Here is a 15,822-nt window from a genome sequence, read left to right on the forward strand (position 1 = left end):
GGGCCAAGTCGACGCGTGCGTGCTGACGTCTGGCACGTCGATCGTGTTCCCCGTACGGAAGCAATCGATGCACGGCCCTTCCGCCGTTCCTAACTGCGCCTCTTCCGCATCGCTGCTCCGCTCGCTCGTCGACGCGACGACGTGCAGACGTCCGGCACGGTCGGCGAGGACGATGCCCGCCTCGGTCGCGGAAGTGAACCGGACGCACGCGTCGATCACCCGGTCCATCGCGTCCAGCACGTCGAGCCCGGGATCCAACACCGCCGCCAGCGCGCCCGGTAGCTCGTCAAAGCGATCACTGCCATCTCGCTCCGGTGCCCTCGTCATACCGCCGACGGTACGTTGACCCACCCCCCTGCCGCCGCAGGCAGGACGTCGAACCCTCAGTCGCAGGGTCGCAGGGTGGCGGTTTCGGACGACGACAGTTCACGAAGTGAAACGTCCACTTATCGACGTGTGTCCCGGACGGGGCCGCTGAAAGCGGTCGGGCGGGCGTATGGTGACAGGACCGGGCGCGCTTTGCGGTCTCGTCGTCAGAACGATGTTCGCAGCCGCGAATCACTGACGCAGCGAGATGGCCCGGCAGCGATGAGGCTTCCAGCGCCTCACGGAAGGCCGGTCTCTGATGACCGCCACACGCTTCTTCCTACCGTCCAAATTTTTCCACGACGGAACCCCCCGAAACCCAGCCGTCCTCCTCTTCGACGGCGCACGCATCTACCGCACGGTCTCCCGGACACGGTGCACCTCGTGACGGACCTGCAGAACGCCCCAGCAGCAATCGCTCCGATCATTGCCTTCGCAGGAACCGACACGGCCAGCGCGATTCGCGACCTCTCAGGCCTGTACGCGGGCCGTGCGTGGTATTCATCCCACGTCGACTCTGACTACTGGTACAAGTACGTCGCCGTTGGTGACGACCGGATGAGTATCCGCCGGTTCCAGATGCACGGCTACCTCCGCGGCGACGTCACGGTCGAGGACGAGGTTGTCGTGCAGTGGATCGAATCGGGCCGTGCTCGGGTGGACCTTGGCCGCAACGAGGTGCAGCTGCAACTCGGCGTCCCGACCCTGTTCCCGATCGAGCAACGCTTCGAGATGGAGTACGAGGACTGGGACCAACGCCTCGTCCACCTCAGCCGCGACCTCGTCCTCGACGTCGCCGCGGAACGGTACCTCACCGACGGGACGATCGCGTTCGACCAGTCTGTCGCCCCAACCACGGACGCCGTTCTGCAGTGGCGTCGCTCCGTGGCGTCGGCGATGCACGCGCTCCGCTCGGAAGGCCCCTCGTCGCCAGCGTGGCAGGAAGCGCAACATGACGTTGCCCGGGCCCTGTTCGGGTTGTACCCGTTCCAGGGTGAGCCGCTTCCCGAGGGGTTCGGGAACCGGAAGAACGCGCGACTGCGCGCAGCGGTCGCGTTCATCCACGAACACGCAGCCGAACCGTTAACCGTCTCGGACATCGCCCACGCCGCAGCTATCAGCGTCCGCAGTCTCCAAGAGTCCTTCCAACGGGAACTCGACGTGGCGCCGATGAACTACCTCCGAGAAGTGCGACTCCGGCACGTCCACTCCGACCTCCTCAAAGCCGACCCGGACGTCACGACGGTCGCGGAAATCGCCTCCACGTGGGGCTTCGGCCACATGGGCCGGTTCTCCCACGAGTACTTCAATCAGTTCGGCGAGTACCCGAAACACACCCTCCGACGCTGACGCGGGGCAAGAACGTACCCTGTGGAGCGCCATTCGTGCCCCGTGAGGGATCGTCCTCCGGGACGAGCGTGTGCCGCGGACCTGGCTGAGATCCTCCGGCGCACCAGGGAAGCGGCACCAGACGCGTCGATTTCGATGACGACCAACGGGGTCGGTCTCGACAAGCGCGTGGCCTCCCTCGTGCAGGCGGGCCTGACCCGGCTGAACATCTCGTTGGACACGATCGACCGGGATCACTTTGCCCGGCTGACCCGACGGGATCGTCTCCCGGCCGTTCTTGACGGTATCCGCGCAGCCCATGACGCCGGTCTGACACCGGTGAAGATCAACGCAGTCCTGATGCCGGAGACGCTCGATGGCGCCGTGGACCTGCTTGAGTGGTCCGTCGCGCATGGGTGCCGGCTGCGGTTCATCGAGCAGATGCCGTTGGATGCCGACGCCACGTGGGCGCGGAACAGCATGGTCACCGCGGAGCAGCTGTTGAGCGTGCTGCGGACCCGGTTCCGGCTGACGGAGCCGTTCCGAGAGGACCCGTCCGCTCCGGCTGAGGAATGGATTGTCGACGATGGCCCTGGAACGGTGGGGATCATCGCGTCGGTGACGCGTTCGTTCTGTGAGGACTGCGACCGCACCCGCATCACGGCGGAAGGGTCCGTTCGGTCATGTTTGTTCGGGGACGACGAAACGGACCTTCGCGCGCTGCTTCGCCGGGACGCCGATGACGCCACCATCGCTGCGTGGTGGCAGGCGGCGATGTGGGGCAAGCAAGCCGGCCACGGGATCGACAGCGCCGGGTTCGCCCGTCCGGCCAGGAGCATGGGAGCGATCGGTGGCTGAATCAGGGACCCTCATCGTGCGGTACTTCGCCGCCGCTGCCGAAGCGGCCGGCCGTGACGAAGAAACCGTCGAGTTCACCGGCACTGTCGCGTCCCTCAAAGAGCTGTTGGTTGAGCTCCATGGGGCTTCGATGGAGCGAGTGCTCCGCGCTGGGTCGTTCCTGATCGGCGGGGTGGTGAGCCGGGATGACACGCTCCCTGTCGCAGGCCGGGTTGACGTGTTGCCCCCGTTCGCTGGGGGCTGACTACCCCAACGGTCGTTGGTACCGAGTCAGAGCCCTACCCATTCGGTGGTGCCGCCGGTGAGGTGTTGACGCTTCCAGATCGGGACGCGTGTCTTGATCAGGTCGACCAGGTGCGCGCACGCGGAGAACGCGTCGCCTCGGTGGGCCGTGCCGACGGCGGCGAACAGGGCGACGTCGCCGATTTTCAGGGACCCAGTCCGATGCACGGCGGCGACGGGCGCACCGGCCTCTTCAGCAACGATCAGGCAGCACTGCCGCAAGAACCGCTCCGCCTCTGGATGCGCCGAGTACTCCAGCCCCGACACGGCCGTTCCGTGGTCGTGGTTGCGGATGACGCCGCGGAACGTCACCACGGCACCATTGGCGTCGGAGGAGACAAACCGTTCGCACTCCGCCTCCTCAATGGGCAGCCCGGTGACCAGGGATAGCACGTGCGCCACTGTTCCTCCTTGGTTCGCGGCTGCCGTTCCGGCTGGCCGGGAAGCTGTCATCAGTTCGCGGTCTCGGTTTGTTTGTTCCGCCCCGGGTTTAGTGGAGGCTCGGTAGTGCCGCTTCGACGGTAGTCGGAGCGGGGTTGTGCCGATAGTGGTCGTGCTCGAACTCGACGGGTGGGATCATGCCGATTTCGCCGTGGAGACGTCGGTGGTTGAACCAGTCGACGTACTCGACCGTCGCGATCTCGAGGTCCTCGATGCCGCGCCACGGGCCCTTGTTTCGGATCAGTTCGGCTTTGAAGATCGAGTTCACTGCCTCCGCGAGGGCGTTGTCATAGCTGTCGCCCTTCGACCCGACGGACGCGACCGCACCAGCTTCCTCGAGCCGGTCGGTGTAGCGGATGGCTCGATATTGGACTCCGCGGTCGCTGTGATCGATCAGGTTCGACAGGTCACGCCCCTCGCGTTGGCGGGTCCAGATGCCCATCTCGAGGGCATCGAGGACGAGGTCGGTGCGCATGTTCCGCGCCAGCTGCCACCCGACGATGTCCGGGAGAACACGTCCGTGACGAACGCGGCGTCGACCCATCCAGAGAAGGTGCGGATGTAGGTGATGTCCGCGACCCAGAGCTGGTCCGGACTGGTCGCGGTGAACGCCCGCTGCACCAGGTCCGCTGGCCGGTCCCCGACCGGGCCCGGGACTGTCGTCTTCGGTCCCTTCCGCTTCGACACGCCCTGCAGCCCGGTGGCCTGCATGAGTCGTTCAACGGTGCATCGGGCTATCACGTGCCCTTCCCGACGCAGTTGCGCGTGGACCTTCCGGGCACCGCAAACGCCGTAATTCGTCCGGTGCACCCGCTCGACCTCTACCGTGCGGGCGGCGTCGCTGACCGACCGGGCCGAGGGTGGCCGGGTCTTCGCGGCGTAGTAGCTTGACGGGGCGACCTGCAACGTGCGGCAGACCGGCTCGACCCCGAACTCATGCTTGTGGACGTCGATGAATGTGATCATCTGCTGGACGGGCGGTCGAGCTCCGCCGCGAAGAAAGCCGACGCTGACTTCAGAATCGCATTCGCCCGCCGCAGCTCCCGAACCTCCCGCTCCAGGTCAGCGATCCGGCGGGCGTCAGCCGTCGTCACGCCGGGGACATCGCCGGCATCGATTTCGGCCTGCTTCACCCAGTTACGCAACGTCTCTGGATTGATACCCAACTGTCCGCTGATCCGAACCAGCGCACCCCGCCGGGTGTCAGGGTCACGGCGCGCTTCCACCGTGAGCCGAACCGCACGCTCCCGAAGCTCCTCCGGGTACTTCCTCGGTGCTCCCATGCCTCTCATCCTCCCGTGGATTGGGAGCCTCCATCAGACCCGGGACGGAACAGTTCTGGGGCGGGGCGTGGGTTTTGTCGGCGGTAGGACTCCCAGGCCTCGATGCCGCCGGACAGATGCCGGACGGAGGTGAAGTGGTGTTCCTGTAACTGGGTGAGAGCCGATGCGGAGCGGCCACCGCGTTGGCAGTACACGATGATGTCCGCGTCGCGCGGCAGGCTGCTGAACGCTTCGGCGAGTGAGTTCAACGGCATCAGGACCGCACCGGGTATGGACGACACCGCCCATTCTTCCGGCTCCCGGACGTCGATCAGGGTCGGCTGGTGTGGTGATGCGAGGGCGCTTTCCAGTTCCTCCGGCGTGATCGTGTCCGCGCCGCCGTCGCCGCAGAACAGCGCGTAGTCGATCAGTTCCGTCACTGGCGGCGCTGTCGGGTCGGAGGCGTAGGGCAGTTCACGGAAGGTGCCGGAGAGGGCGTCGAAGAGGGTCACCCGGCCGAGGAGCGGCTTACCGATGCCGGTGATGATCTTGATCGTCTCCGTCGCCATGATTCCCCCGATTACCGTGCACACGGTTGGCAGGACGCCGCCCTCGGCGCAGGAAAGCACCGACCCGGGTGCGGGCGGGACCGGGAACAGATCCCGGTAGTGCGGCCCCTTCGCAGCCCAGGCAACGCTGACCTGTCCGCCGTATTGCGACACCGCACCCCACACCAAGGGGATGCCGCTCAGGATGGCGGCGTCGTTCGCGAGATAGCGGGTCGCGAAATTATCGCTTCCATCGACGACGAGGTCGTAGTCGCGGAAGATGTTCAACGCGTTCTCGGAGGTCAACCGGAGCGCGTACGTCCGTACCGTCGTGGCTGGGTTCAGCGCTCGGATACTCGCCCGTGCAGATTCGACCTTCAACTGCCCGATGTTGGCATGCCCGTGGATGTGTTGCCGGTGCAGGTTGCTTGCTTCGACGACGTCATCGTCAACGATCCCGAGTGTGCCGACCCCTGCTCCTGCGAGAGCGGGTAGCACAGGACTTCCAAGACCCCCGGCACCGATCACGAGAACCCGGGCCATACGAAGAGCATCCTGCCCGCGTTCACCGAACCCCGGCAGGCTCGTCTGCCGCGAATACTGGTTGTCGGTGAGATCCATGTCTGATCCTCTCAGAGTGTCTCTGGCGCTGCGATCGGGTACGTGCGGCGGAGCTCGGCGACGGCGGGTGCGCTCGTCCGGCCGCCAGGGATCGCAGCAAGACGGGTTGCTGCCCTTGGCTGCCCACCAGCGCGTGGCCCGGTCAACGGCGCCACGGGAGTGGAAGCACTCCTACTCGGTCGCCGGCGGCAACGCCGGCTTCGGGGATGAGCGCGAGCGCGTCGGCATGCAGGAGGCCGCTGACCATCGCAGCGCCTTGCCGGCCGACGGGCAGCACGCCGTCCCACTGCTCGCGCACCGCCACCAGTCGCGTTGTCCTCGGCCGTCCAGGGATCGCTTCTCCGGCGAGCCGCGGCAGCACGCGCTCGGGCGGCGCCCCAAGCATTCCGGTGAGGACCGGCAGTCCTAACGCCACGAGCGCGGCGAGAGCGGCGAACGGGTTACCGGGGAGGGCAATCACAGGGACACCGTCTGGGCGAGCGGCGACAACGGTGGGATGACCCGGCCGGATCGGGACGCTGCGCGCCACGACTTCTGCGTGGAGCGAGATGAGCGCGTTGATGACGTGGTCGGCGGTTCCGCCGCCGGTGCCGCCGGTTGATATCACGATGTCGACGTCCTCCGCGGAGAGCGCTTCTAGAACGCTTGCGGGATCGTCGCGGACCCGTGAGACCATCACGGTCTCGGCCCCATAACTGCCGAGGATTGCTGGGAGGACCGGGCCGTAGGTGTCGCGGACCTGGCCAGCCTCGGGCACGCCACGGGTGATGACCTCGTCCCCGATGAGGACGAGCGCGGCCCGGGGACGCCGGACAACGGTGACTTCGTCGGTGCCCGACGCGGCGGCGGCGGCGATCACGGCAGGAGAGGCGTGGGTACCGGAGGATGCGATCCGATCACCGCGGTGTACTTCCTCTCCCGAGTGCCGGATGTCGGTTCCATCCGTCGGCGCGGGGGCGGCAGGGAGCAGGTGGAGGACGTCGGCGAGGATCTCGGCCCGCTCAAGCCTGACGACGGCTGATGCTCCTGGCGGGATCGCCCCGCCCGTGGTGATCGCGCGCGCCGCACCTGCCGGCAGCGGCGGTCCCGGTGGTGCGCCCATCCGCACCACCCCATCGACATGCCAGGGCCCGGCGCCGGCGACGACCCAGCCGTCCATCGCCGACGAGTCCGCCACGGGCAACGACGTGCGCGCGTGCACATCAGCGGCGAGGGTGCGGCCGTGCGCATCGGCCAGAGTAACCGTCTCGGGGCCGAGCGCCCGGCTGACCCCGAGCGCGTGCAGGACTCGCCGTGCGGTGAGAAGATCAGCGCTCATGCGGTCGGAGCAGTCGGTAAGGATCCGCCGACTACGTTCAGCGCGTCGGCGAGCGGCATGCCCCGACCGACGGCAACGCCCGAGATGTATGCCGTGAGCGGTGCCGCCGGTCGGGCGACACCCCGCGCCGCATCACGGGCCAGATTAACCACCGAGTCGACGTCAACGACGAGGTCGTCGATGCCCAACGCCGTCTGCAGTTCGGCTGCCCAGGTGTCGAGCTCGGCGGGGTGCGTCATCCGTTCCTTTCGGTCGATTCTGGAGGCCGCGGTCTGGGGGGGGGGGGAGCCCGGGGCCGCGACGGTGTTGTTCACTCGCGCCGATGTCGTCCTTGAGCGGCGTTGTCGGTTTGGGCAGCTGGAGGGCCCGCTCAGGAGGCGATGAGGAGTGCCTGTTCCGCGGCGGATTTGAGCTTTGTGGTGAGCCACGCGACCTGGACCTCGGTCTGCTCGAAGCAGTCCGTTGCCACCTCGAGGAGTGTGCTGTCCTGGAGGCCCTTGGCCGCCTGCATGACCAGCGTCCACGACGTGCCCACCAGCCCCGCAAGCATGTACAGGTCCTGCAGGTCACGGAGCAGCCCGGCCGGCCCCTCCCTGGTCGAGGTGATCGGCTTCGGGTCGAAGTGACTTGGCTCCTCGCCGTGGCCGGGCTTGGGAAAAAGGGCGACGGCGGTCGCTGCGGCGGCGGCGTGTTCATCGCATTGCCTCGCGAGCGTGTGCGCGAGGTGGTAAACGTCCACCTCCGCTGCGTGTCCTTCCGCGACGGTGCGGAATGAGTCCGCCAGCACGGTTTCGCTCCTCTGGAGCAGTCCGAGGTACACGGGGAGCAGCATCACTTGCCTCCTTGCCCGCCGGCAACGGGTGGTGCGGCGAGACGGAGTCGCTCTTCTGCCTCCGCCTCAGGGCCGCCCACGGTCTCTGGGACATCGTTGGGTTCCGCCGGCCGGGAGGCCGTGGTCGTCGGAGCGGGCGAGGGACCGGTGGCGTCGGCGACTTTCTCCACGCGGACCGCTGCGACCTTGAAGATCGGCTGCTTGGACACCGGGTCCCACTCGGTCATCGTCAGCTCGTTCGCTGCGGTGGGCCGGCCGTCGCCGGGCCCGGAGCGGCCGTCTTCCCAGTAGCCGTAGTGGAAGGGCGCGAACACGGCCCCTTCCCGGACCTGGCCGACGCGCGCGGGGACGACGATCTCGCCGCGCGGCGACGACACGCGGACGATGTCGCCCTCGGAGATACCGAACCGTTCCGCGTCGGGGACGGAGAGCTCGACCCAAGCGCTTGGTGCCGCCCGGCGGAGCTGGGGGGCACGGTTCGTACGAGTGCGGGTGTGGAACTGGTAGACGGTCCGTCCCGTCGTGTACTGCAGCGGGTAGTCGTCGCTTGGCAGCTCGCTCGGCGGCGAGTACGGCGCGGCCTTCAGGATCGCGCGGCCATCCGCCCGCAGCCCGGAGTACTTCTCCGGCGGGACGGCGGCGCCGGTGAGGAGGTCGTGTCCGTAGGTCTCAGCCTCGTACATGCCGGTCCGGAAGACCCCGTCGCCGTAGAGACGCACCGTGCCGTTCGGGTGTTCGTCGTTGCAGGGCCACGGGATACCGCTACCGCCGCGGAGACGCTCGTAGGTGATGCCCGTGTAGTCGCAGAGCTTTCCGCGGGTGCACTCCTGCCAGGCGCGGTAGGCGTCCTCGGGGCCGGTCCAGTCCAGCAACGGGGCGCCGTCGGTGCGGCGGAAGTCCATGCGGCGGGCGTAGTCGAGGAAGATGTCGAGGTCGCTCTTGGCTTCCCCGGGGGGCTCGACCGCTTTGTCGGCGAGGTGCACGGTGCGGTTCACGTTCGTGAACGTTCCCTGCTTCTCACCCCAGCCCGCTGCCGGCAGAACCACGTCAGCGAGCCGCGCGGTTTCGGTCATGTAGATGTCCTGAACGACGACGAAGAGTCCCGGCTGCTGGAGGATCTTCCGGATCCGGCCGGACTGCGGCATCGACACGGCCGGGTTGGTGGCGGAGATCCACAGGAACTCGATGCTGCCCTGCTCCGCGTAGCGGTAGATCTGCATCGCATGCGTCGGGGCTGAAGCGTGCGGGATCTTCTCCGCCGGCACACCCCAGAGCTCGGCGAGTTCCTGCACGTGGTCCGGGTTCTCCCAATTACGGAACGCGGGGAAATCACCGTTCGCTCCGCTTTCCCGGGTGTTCTGCGCGGTGGGCTGACCGTTCATCTGCAAGATGCCGCAGCCGGGCTTGCCGAGCATGCCCCGCAGCAGGTGCAAGTTGTTCACCTGCACCGCTGACGCGGTCGCCTGCGTCGCCTGGTAGAACCCCTGCAGCACCGTTGAGAGCACCCGCTCGCTGGTGCCGATGATCTCAGCAGCTCGGCGAACATCGGCTGCGTCGAGGCCGCAGGTTTCCGCCACCGCTTCCGGCGTCCACGGTGCGACAGCCTTCCGGAGGCCGTCGATGCCGATGGTGTGCGCGGCGGTGTAGTCCTCGTCAACCCACCCGTTTTCGAACAGCTCCCGGATGAGGCCGTTCATCAGCGCCAGGTTCGTTCCCGGGCGGATCGCGAGGTGCACATCCGCGAGGCGTGCGACTTCCGTCTCTCGAGGGTCGACACACACCACCAGCGGCGGGTTCGGACCGGCAAGGCGGTCGAGCACCCGCATCCACAGCACGGTCTGCGTTTCGGCCATGTTGTGGCCGTAGAGCACGATCGCGTCGCAGGAGTCGATGTCCTCGTAGCTGCCCGGCTGCCCGTCGGAACCGAAGCTTTCCTTCATCGCGGTCGCCGCGGTCGCGGTGCAGAGACGGGTGTTGCCGTCCATGTGCGGCGTGCCGAGGCCCGCTTTCCCGATCACCGCGAGGGCGTAGTACTCCTCGAGATACAGCTGCCCGCTGGTGTAGATCCCATGGCTCAGGGGCCCCTTTCTGGCGAGGAGGTCCTTACTGCGGGTGACGATGGCATTCATCGCGGTGTCCCAGTCCGTCTCGACCAGCTCACCGTCGACGCGAATCAACGGCTTCGTCAGTCGCCCCTTGCCCTGCATGCCCTGCCACGAACCGAAGAGTCCCTTCGGGCCGAGACGCCCGTGGTTCACGGTGTCCATGGTGCGCCCCCGGACGCCGACCATGTGTCCGTCCTTGACCGCGATATCACACGCGCACCCGTTGCTGCACAGCGTGCAGGCTGACTGGACCCACCGGTCGACGTCCGCTTCAACGACCCCGTCAGCAAGTTTCTGGTCCTGACGGACCGGCCACAACTCGTCACGCGCGAACGGGGTTCGGGTTCCCCAGATATCAGCAATCCTGTCGGGCATCATCGTCCTTCCAACGGCGTTGCCCGCACGGTACTCCCGCCCCCGGTCGCCGTCCTGTCAGCCTTCCGCCTATCGCTGCGCTGCTAGCTACCAGCCCTCAACGGCTCGTCGTCGTCGATGTCTCCCACGACCGCTGCTGGCGCCTGTGCTTCACCCGATCTCGGACGTTCACGCCGCTTCGGGTGCGGATCGGCCCGAGCGACCTGTCCGCGGTCTCGCCCGTTTTGGTGAGCTCGTCGATCCTGTCCTCAGGAGGTAGCTGATGTTCCTGATGAGGCGCAACGTCGGGGTGAGCCCGAAGCAGATCGAGTTGACGGGCGGGCAAACGGTCGGTCTGGGCTGAACGCCGACGTGACATTCGCAGGAAGCGAATCGGTGCTGCAACGCGTCAAAGTCGAGCCGGCCTGGACCCAAACGGCGGCCACGCCGTCGACGCGGGACCGGCGGCAACCTGCTTGGTGGTCGCGGCCATGAGGTCCGGGAAGCGCCGGCGAGGTCCTTGCCCCTCCGTGAGCGCAGGCGCACCGCTTCGCCGCCGCGATCGATGCCTGCCCAGGCGGAAGCCATCCCACTTCGGTTCATACCTGGAGCCGCCCGGCGTGGCTCGAGCGGGATAGTGACACCGCCCGCGCGAGGGCGACGGCTGGTCCGTCCGGGGTCAGCCGTGCACGTTGCGCGGGTCGTGCCCGTAGCTGCTGCGTTCAGCGATCCGGCCATCCTCGTTGCGGATGATGTGCTCGACCTTGTCGGTCGTCGCCCGCTCCCGGCCCGCAGCCTCTGCCTGACGTTTCGTTGTTGCCTCGCCGAACACCTCGTCGGTGCCCTCGACCTTGTTGTGCCACGAACCGTCCTGGTGGTACGTCTCTACATCGCCTCGCATACCGTCACCGTATGCAGCCACCGCCGCGGGGCTCTCAGCACGGGCGCGAGCGCAAGTGACGGACCCCTCCGCTCAGGAGTCGACGGCGTTTCGGCGGGAGACCGTCAGGAGCGAAAAAGCGCCGATGGGATCCGGTCGGCGCCGATGATGCCCGCGTAGAGCGTCTGGTCGAGGGGTGTGCCGGTGCGGACGACGCTCACGGTTCCGGTGGATTCGAGAACGACGCAGGCGACTTCCTGCGTGTTCCGGATTCCCGCACTGCGGAGAACGCCCTGGAGTTCCTCAACGGACACGCGGCTCCGGGCGAGGAGATCGTGCTGCACGGCGCCGTCTGCCATGAGCAACACCGGTTGTGTGGTGACGAGGCGGCGCCCCCAGCTGCTGCGTCCGATGCGTTCGACAACCCATCGCAGCACGAACAACGTTGCGAGTGCGATGGCGCCGGCGGTGAGGGTGACGGATAGGCCCAGCACGACGCGGCCAGCGATGGAGCCCAACGCGAGGACCACGACGACATCGGAGGTGGACATTCGCGCGAGTGGTCGCTGACCGAAGATGCGGACGAGGACGAGGAACACGACGTAAATCCCGACCGCCGCGATGACGACGGCGATCGCGCCAGGTGCGTCCGTGCCGAGCCGTTCCAACATGTTCGTTCTCCTCGCTCCCTAGTCCGACGTTGGTGACCGACATTGGTGACCGAGGGACGGGTCAGTGTCTACCCTGCGAACGATGAGCTTCCAGGGCTGGGTCGAACTCACAGGCCGATTGATTGATGGTGCGGGTGTCGCCGCGGTCGTTGTCGGGGTGGTCGCCGCATCCGTGTGGGCAGCGGTCCGAGGTATTCGCGGACGTCGTCCTGTGTATCGGCCGTACCGGCAGTTCCTCGGCCGGTCGATCCTGCTCGGGCTCGAGCTCCTCGTCGCGGCGGACATCATCCGCACCGTCGCGGTCACGCCGACCCTGACAAGCATCGCGGTCCTGGCCGGCATCGTCCTCATCCGGACGTTCTTAAGCTTCTCCCTCGAGCTCGAGATCACGGGCCGCTGGCCCTGGCAAAAGGTCCCTGCCACTCCAGAGACCCCTGCCACTCCAAAGGCCTCTGACCGTCCCGCGAAGGGAACGTCCCGAGACTCATCCTCCGACTGACGCCATCCGGCAGCCTGGCGTCGCTGCAATCAGCGCAGCGCGGGTGGGAGTTGCATAGTCCGTATGGACTCCCTGCCGCTGTGGTTACTGGCCGTGATCTTCGTCGCCGGCGGGGCGGTGATCTGGTTCGCCGGCATCCAACTTTCGAAGACCACCGACGTGCTCGACACCCGCCTGCACCTCGGCAGCGCGCTCGGCGGGCTCATCGTGCTGGCGGTCGCGACGAACCTGCCCGAGATCGCGATCACCGTCAGCGCGGCCGCGTCCGGCTCCATCGAGGTCGCCGCGGGCAACATCCTCGGCGGCATCGCGCTGCAGACGGTCGTGATCGTGATCCTCGACGCGTTCGGCAAACGCGGGAAGGGCGTGAAACCCATCACCTACCGCGCCGCGTCGCTGACCCTGGTGTTGGAAGCCGTCGTGGTGGTCGCGGTGCTCTCGGTCGTCGTCGCCGGCAGCCAGCTCCCCTCCCACCTCGTATTCGCCCGCCTCACCCCGGATGTGGTCCTCATCGCTGCGATCTGGCTCGTCGGATTGTTCCTGGTGCGGCGCGCCGGGAAGGGCCTTCCATGGCACGAGGACGGGAAAGCTCCCGGCACCACCACCGCGCACCCGAACAAGCACCGCACCCGGAAGCCGGACCCCACGAAGAAAATGAGCACGGCGAAAGCGTCGATCATCTTCGCGGTGGCAGCGTTGGCGACCCTCGTCGCCGGTGTCGTCCTTGAGCAGGCCGGTGATGCGGCGTCGTCGAAGATCGGGTTCTCCGGGGTGCTGTTCGGCGCGACCGTCCTGGCGTTGGCGACGAGCCTGCCGGAGATCTCCACGGGCCTTCAGGCGGTGAAGCAGGGCGACGACAACCTCGCCATGAGCGACATCTTCGGCGGGAACGCGTTCCTGCCGGTGCTATTCCTGGTGGCGACGGTGATCAGCGGCAAGGCGGTGTTGCCGCAGGCGAACGCGAGCGACGTCTTCCTGACCGCCCTCGCGGCGCTGTTGACCGTCGTGTACGCGGTCGGTCTCGTCTTCCGCCCGAAGAAGTACGTCCTCGGGATGGGCGTGGACTCCCTCGTCGTCGTGCTCCTGTACCTCGTCGGAGTCGGCGGCCTGATCGCGATCACCCTCAGCTGAGCACCGCACCAGCACAGAAGCGCAGGTAGCGCCCCGCCCGGGTCTCCCGCGGGTGCCTCTTGCCATCGGCGTGCCTGGCGCTGACGACGTTGGAATCGTCGTCCGCGTGGCCTGCTTCCCTAACGTCATCGCGGCCCGCAGGGGTCGTGAACCCGAGGGGTCCTGTCGGGTTGCCGGTTACCCTGAGCGACATGACGGACCTCCGCCTTGAAGCACTCTCCGCGTCGACCGCGGCCGCGGCGAACTCCCTGACGCTCAAGCCGGGACAGGAACAGTTCGTGCAGCCAACGACCTACGGGGTTGCCGAGTCCGATGTGCAGCAGGGCTCCGTCTGGACGCGTGTGGTCCTCGACGGGACACGGTCGTCGGCCTCATCATTGGCAGCTTCGACGCGGAGAACGCGGAGGAAGAACTCCGCAGCTGCATCTGGCGTGTCAACGTGTCCGCAACCGTTCAAGGCCGGGGTGTCGGCCGGTTCGCCGTGCACGGCCTCGCCCAGGAAGCGCGCAGCCGTGGCTTCGAGCGGTTGACGGTCGTGTATGAGCCCGGCGGGGACGACAGCCCCGAGGCGTTTTTTTACCGCCCTCGGGTTCCAGATTCTGCGCGAGACACAGTACGGCGACCACTTCGCCATCCTCACCCTCTAATCTTCACGGCCTCGCGAGCGGACGCGGGCGCCGGCATCGGCTCCACGACGACTTCGGCCCGAGAGTGGCCGAGGCCGTACGGCTCATCCTGCCGTCGACCCGGGCGCCGGCGAAAGCCACCTTCTCATCGATCGTCGACAGCCTTCGTGGGATGTTTGGAGAAGGTGCGAGGGAACCGTCCCTTCCTCGATAGGGGGTCTCGGCCCGCTCGGCCGCTTGGACGCGAGGTGGGTTTTGAGGAGCCGCGGTTGTCCGCTGGCGATTTTGGCCGCCTCTGAGGACAGCGTCGGGTTACCGGTTGCGCGGAAACCGCCGGCGGGCTTCAAATGGGCGCATGAGTGCTCCGCAAAGCGTTTCCTCGTCGTTGGATCTGACCGGCCGGCGCGGGGTGATCACTGGGGGTGGGCGGGGCATCGGGCGGGCCATCGCGTTGGCCTTCGCGGAGCGCGGCGCCGATCTGCTGCTCGTCGGCCGCGACGCGGACACGTTGGCGAAGGCCGCTGCTGATCTGCGCCGTGTCGGGGGAACGGCACGGGAACTGGCGCTGGATCTCACCGCACCGGACGCGCACCACCGCGTGGTGGAGGTCGCGCTCGACGGTGGCGGCATCGACCTGCTGGTCAACAACGCCGGCAACGTTCGCGCCGGACGGTTGACCGCGGCTACCGAGGACGACGTCCGTGCGATGCTGGAGCTGAACCTCGTCGCGCCCGTGCTGCTGACCCAAGCGGCCCTGCCAGCACTGTTGGCGTCGCCGAACGGGGGCATCTTGCTCGGGATCTCTAGCGGGATCGGGTTGCTGCCGCTGCCCTTCTACGCGGTCTACGCGGCCACGAAGACGGGGCTTTCTGGTTTCCACCATGCGCTCCGGCGGGAATTGACCGGGTCCGGTGTCCACGTCGCGACGTTGTATCCCGGGGCGACGGACACCGACATGATGGCGTCGTCCCAAGCAGGGGAGTCCCTCGGCTTCGGCCGCCGTCCCGTGGAGGACGTCGTGGCCGACCTCATGACCGGTCTTGAGCGCGGGGAGCACGAGATCAACACGGCGTTGCCGACCCGGCGCGGCTTGCAGGATCTGCACCGGAGCGATCCCCTCGCCGTCGACGCGCAGCTTGCACCCAACCTCCCCGAGATGGAAGCCGCCGTGCAGGGCCACCGCAGCATCTAAGCCCCAGAACGGGTGAGGTCCTCGTGAGGTGGACGACTGGCTGCACCTGGAGCATCCCGGGCGGATCCCCCACCGGACGATGTGACCAGGTTCAGCCGAGGAGCGGCGAGCGGTGGAACCGCTGCCGCGGATGGACGGCGGCGTCGGCTGCTGCTCGCGCGCGGGCGTCGCGGTCCAGCGCATCCTGCGCTGTCAACGACGTGCCGGGCATCCCGGCGCCCACTCATACGAAGACTCCACCAGCAGAATCCGCTGGGGAGACCTCAGCCCCATCGACGTCGACTGGGTCGCCAGCCTGGGCAACGCCGAACGAGCCGGAGCCGCGTTCGGTGACCCCTTATTTCCCGTCCGCCCTGTTGTAGGAAGAGGGCCCGCGGTCCCTGTCGGTTCCCGCATCCCGGACCGATTCGTCCGACCTCGAGCTAGCCGAGTGATGCGCTCCGTGTCGCGACTGCTCCGTGTCCCGGGCAGATCCGCTACCGACGTCCTCACCAACGATTGCCCCCA

The 15,822-nt window shown here is 67.5% G+C and carries 15 protein-coding genes, 2 pseudogenes and 1 other annotated feature; of the genes and pseudogenes, 7 read left to right on the forward strand and 10 right to left on the reverse strand.

Annotation, left to right across the window (positions count from 1 at the left end; translation table 11 throughout):
* Positions 1-327: pseudogene (locus J7E22_RS09915) on the reverse strand (GAF domain-containing protein); the annotation flags it as partial.
* A gap of 423 nt (positions 328-750) precedes the next feature.
* Between J7E22_RS09915 and J7E22_RS09920 the strand changes: the two are divergent.
* The 3 genes from J7E22_RS09920 to J7E22_RS09930 are packed head-to-tail and all read left to right on the forward strand — an operon-like array spanning position 751 to position 2,797.
* Complete coding sequence (locus J7E22_RS09920) at positions 751-1,716, forward strand: helix-turn-helix domain-containing protein (protein ID WP_214981583.1); 966 nt, start codon at positions 751-753, stop codon at positions 1,714-1,716.
* 42 nt (positions 1,717-1,758) lie between these two features.
* Positions 1,759-2,553, forward strand: coding sequence for a radical SAM protein (locus tag J7E22_RS09925; protein ID WP_308159216.1), 795 nt, complete (start codon positions 1,759-1,761; stop codon positions 2,551-2,553).
* On the forward strand, positions 2,546-2,797 hold the full coding sequence (locus J7E22_RS09930; protein ID WP_214981584.1) for a MoaD/ThiS family protein: 252 nt from the start codon (positions 2,546-2,548) through the stop codon (positions 2,795-2,797). The genes J7E22_RS09925 and J7E22_RS09930 overlap by 8 nt, the downstream gene beginning before the upstream one ends.
* Before the next feature lie 26 nt (positions 2,798-2,823).
* On the opposite strand, the gene J7E22_RS09935 is transcribed toward J7E22_RS09930, so the two are convergent.
* The 9 genes and pseudogenes from J7E22_RS09935 to J7E22_RS17955 form a co-directional block, all read right to left on the reverse strand.
* Positions 2,824-3,228 carry a molybdenum cofactor biosynthesis protein MoaE gene (locus tag J7E22_RS09935; protein ID WP_308159213.1) on the reverse strand — a complete coding sequence of 135 codons (405 nt, stop codon included), beginning with the start codon at positions 3,226-3,228 and terminating at the stop codon, positions 2,824-2,826.
* Positions 3,229-3,325: 97 nt separating this feature from the next.
* Positions 3,326-4,559, reverse strand: a pseudogene (locus J7E22_RS09940) (IS3 family transposase).
* Positions 4,168-4,281: a sequence feature (AL1L pseudoknot), on the reverse strand. It overlaps the preceding pseudogene by 114 nt.
* Positions 4,560-4,564: 5 nt before the next feature.
* Positions 4,565-5,707 (reverse strand): ThiF family adenylyltransferase, encoded by a 1,143-nt coding sequence (locus J7E22_RS09945; protein ID WP_214981586.1) that lies wholly within the window; start codon positions 5,705-5,707, stop codon positions 4,565-4,567.
* A gap of 142 nt (positions 5,708-5,849) precedes the next feature.
* A complete protein-coding gene (locus J7E22_RS09950) occupies positions 5,850-7,025 on the reverse strand; it encodes a molybdopterin molybdotransferase MoeA (protein WP_214981587.1) in 1,176 nt (391 codons plus the stop codon).
* Entirely contained in the window at positions 7,022-7,264 is a 243-nt protein-coding gene (locus J7E22_RS09955; protein ID WP_214981588.1) for a DUF6457 domain-containing protein, read from the reverse strand. The genes J7E22_RS09950 and J7E22_RS09955 overlap by 4 nt, the downstream gene beginning before the upstream one ends.
* 131 nt (positions 7,265-7,395) lie before the next feature.
* On the reverse strand, positions 7,396-7,857 hold the full coding sequence (locus J7E22_RS09960) for a hypothetical protein (protein WP_214981589.1): 462 nt from the start codon (positions 7,855-7,857) through the stop codon (positions 7,396-7,398).
* Positions 7,857-10,337 carry a molybdopterin oxidoreductase family protein gene (locus J7E22_RS09965; RefSeq protein ID WP_214981590.1) on the reverse strand — a complete coding sequence of 827 codons (2,481 nt, stop codon included), beginning with the start codon at positions 10,335-10,337 and terminating at the stop codon, positions 7,857-7,859. The genes J7E22_RS09960 and J7E22_RS09965 overlap by 1 nt, the downstream gene beginning before the upstream one ends.
* 658 nt (positions 10,338-10,995) lie before the next feature.
* Entirely contained in the window at positions 10,996-11,217 is a 222-nt protein-coding gene (locus J7E22_RS09970) for a DUF2188 domain-containing protein (protein WP_214981591.1), read from the reverse strand.
* A 104-nt stretch (positions 11,218-11,321) separates the two neighbouring features.
* Positions 11,322-11,795 carry a DUF421 domain-containing protein gene (locus J7E22_RS17955; RefSeq protein ID WP_214981592.1) on the reverse strand — a complete coding sequence of 158 codons (474 nt, stop codon included), beginning with the start codon at positions 11,793-11,795 and terminating at the stop codon, positions 11,322-11,324.
* Between the two features lie 154 nt (positions 11,796-11,949).
* On the opposite strand from J7E22_RS17955, the gene J7E22_RS09980 reads away from it, so the two are divergent.
* The 4 genes from J7E22_RS09980 (at position 11,950) to J7E22_RS09995 (ending at position 15,315) form a co-directional block, all read left to right on the forward strand.
* Positions 11,950-12,366: a DUF1622 domain-containing protein gene (locus J7E22_RS09980; protein WP_214981593.1), complete on the forward strand. Its 417-nt coding sequence runs from the start codon at positions 11,950-11,952 to the stop codon at positions 12,364-12,366.
* Positions 12,367-12,429: 63 nt separating this feature from the next.
* Positions 12,430-13,497: a sodium:calcium antiporter gene (locus J7E22_RS09985; protein WP_214981594.1), complete on the forward strand. Its 1,068-nt coding sequence runs from the start codon at positions 12,430-12,432 to the stop codon at positions 13,495-13,497.
* 376 nt (positions 13,498-13,873) lie between these two features.
* Positions 13,874-14,422: a GNAT family N-acetyltransferase gene (locus J7E22_RS18245; RefSeq protein ID WP_308159217.1), complete on the forward strand. Its 549-nt coding sequence runs from the start codon at positions 13,874-13,876 to the stop codon at positions 14,420-14,422.
* 20 nt (positions 14,423-14,442) lie between these two features.
* Positions 14,443-15,315 (forward strand): SDR family oxidoreductase, encoded by an 873-nt coding sequence (locus J7E22_RS09995; RefSeq protein WP_214981595.1) that lies wholly within the window; start codon positions 14,443-14,445, stop codon positions 15,313-15,315.
* Positions 15,316-15,822: the final 507 nt, after the last annotated feature.

It is taken from the genome of Curtobacterium sp. ISL-83, assembly GCF_018613895.1.
GTDB lineage: Bacteria > Actinomycetota > Actinomycetes > Actinomycetales > Microbacteriaceae > Curtobacterium.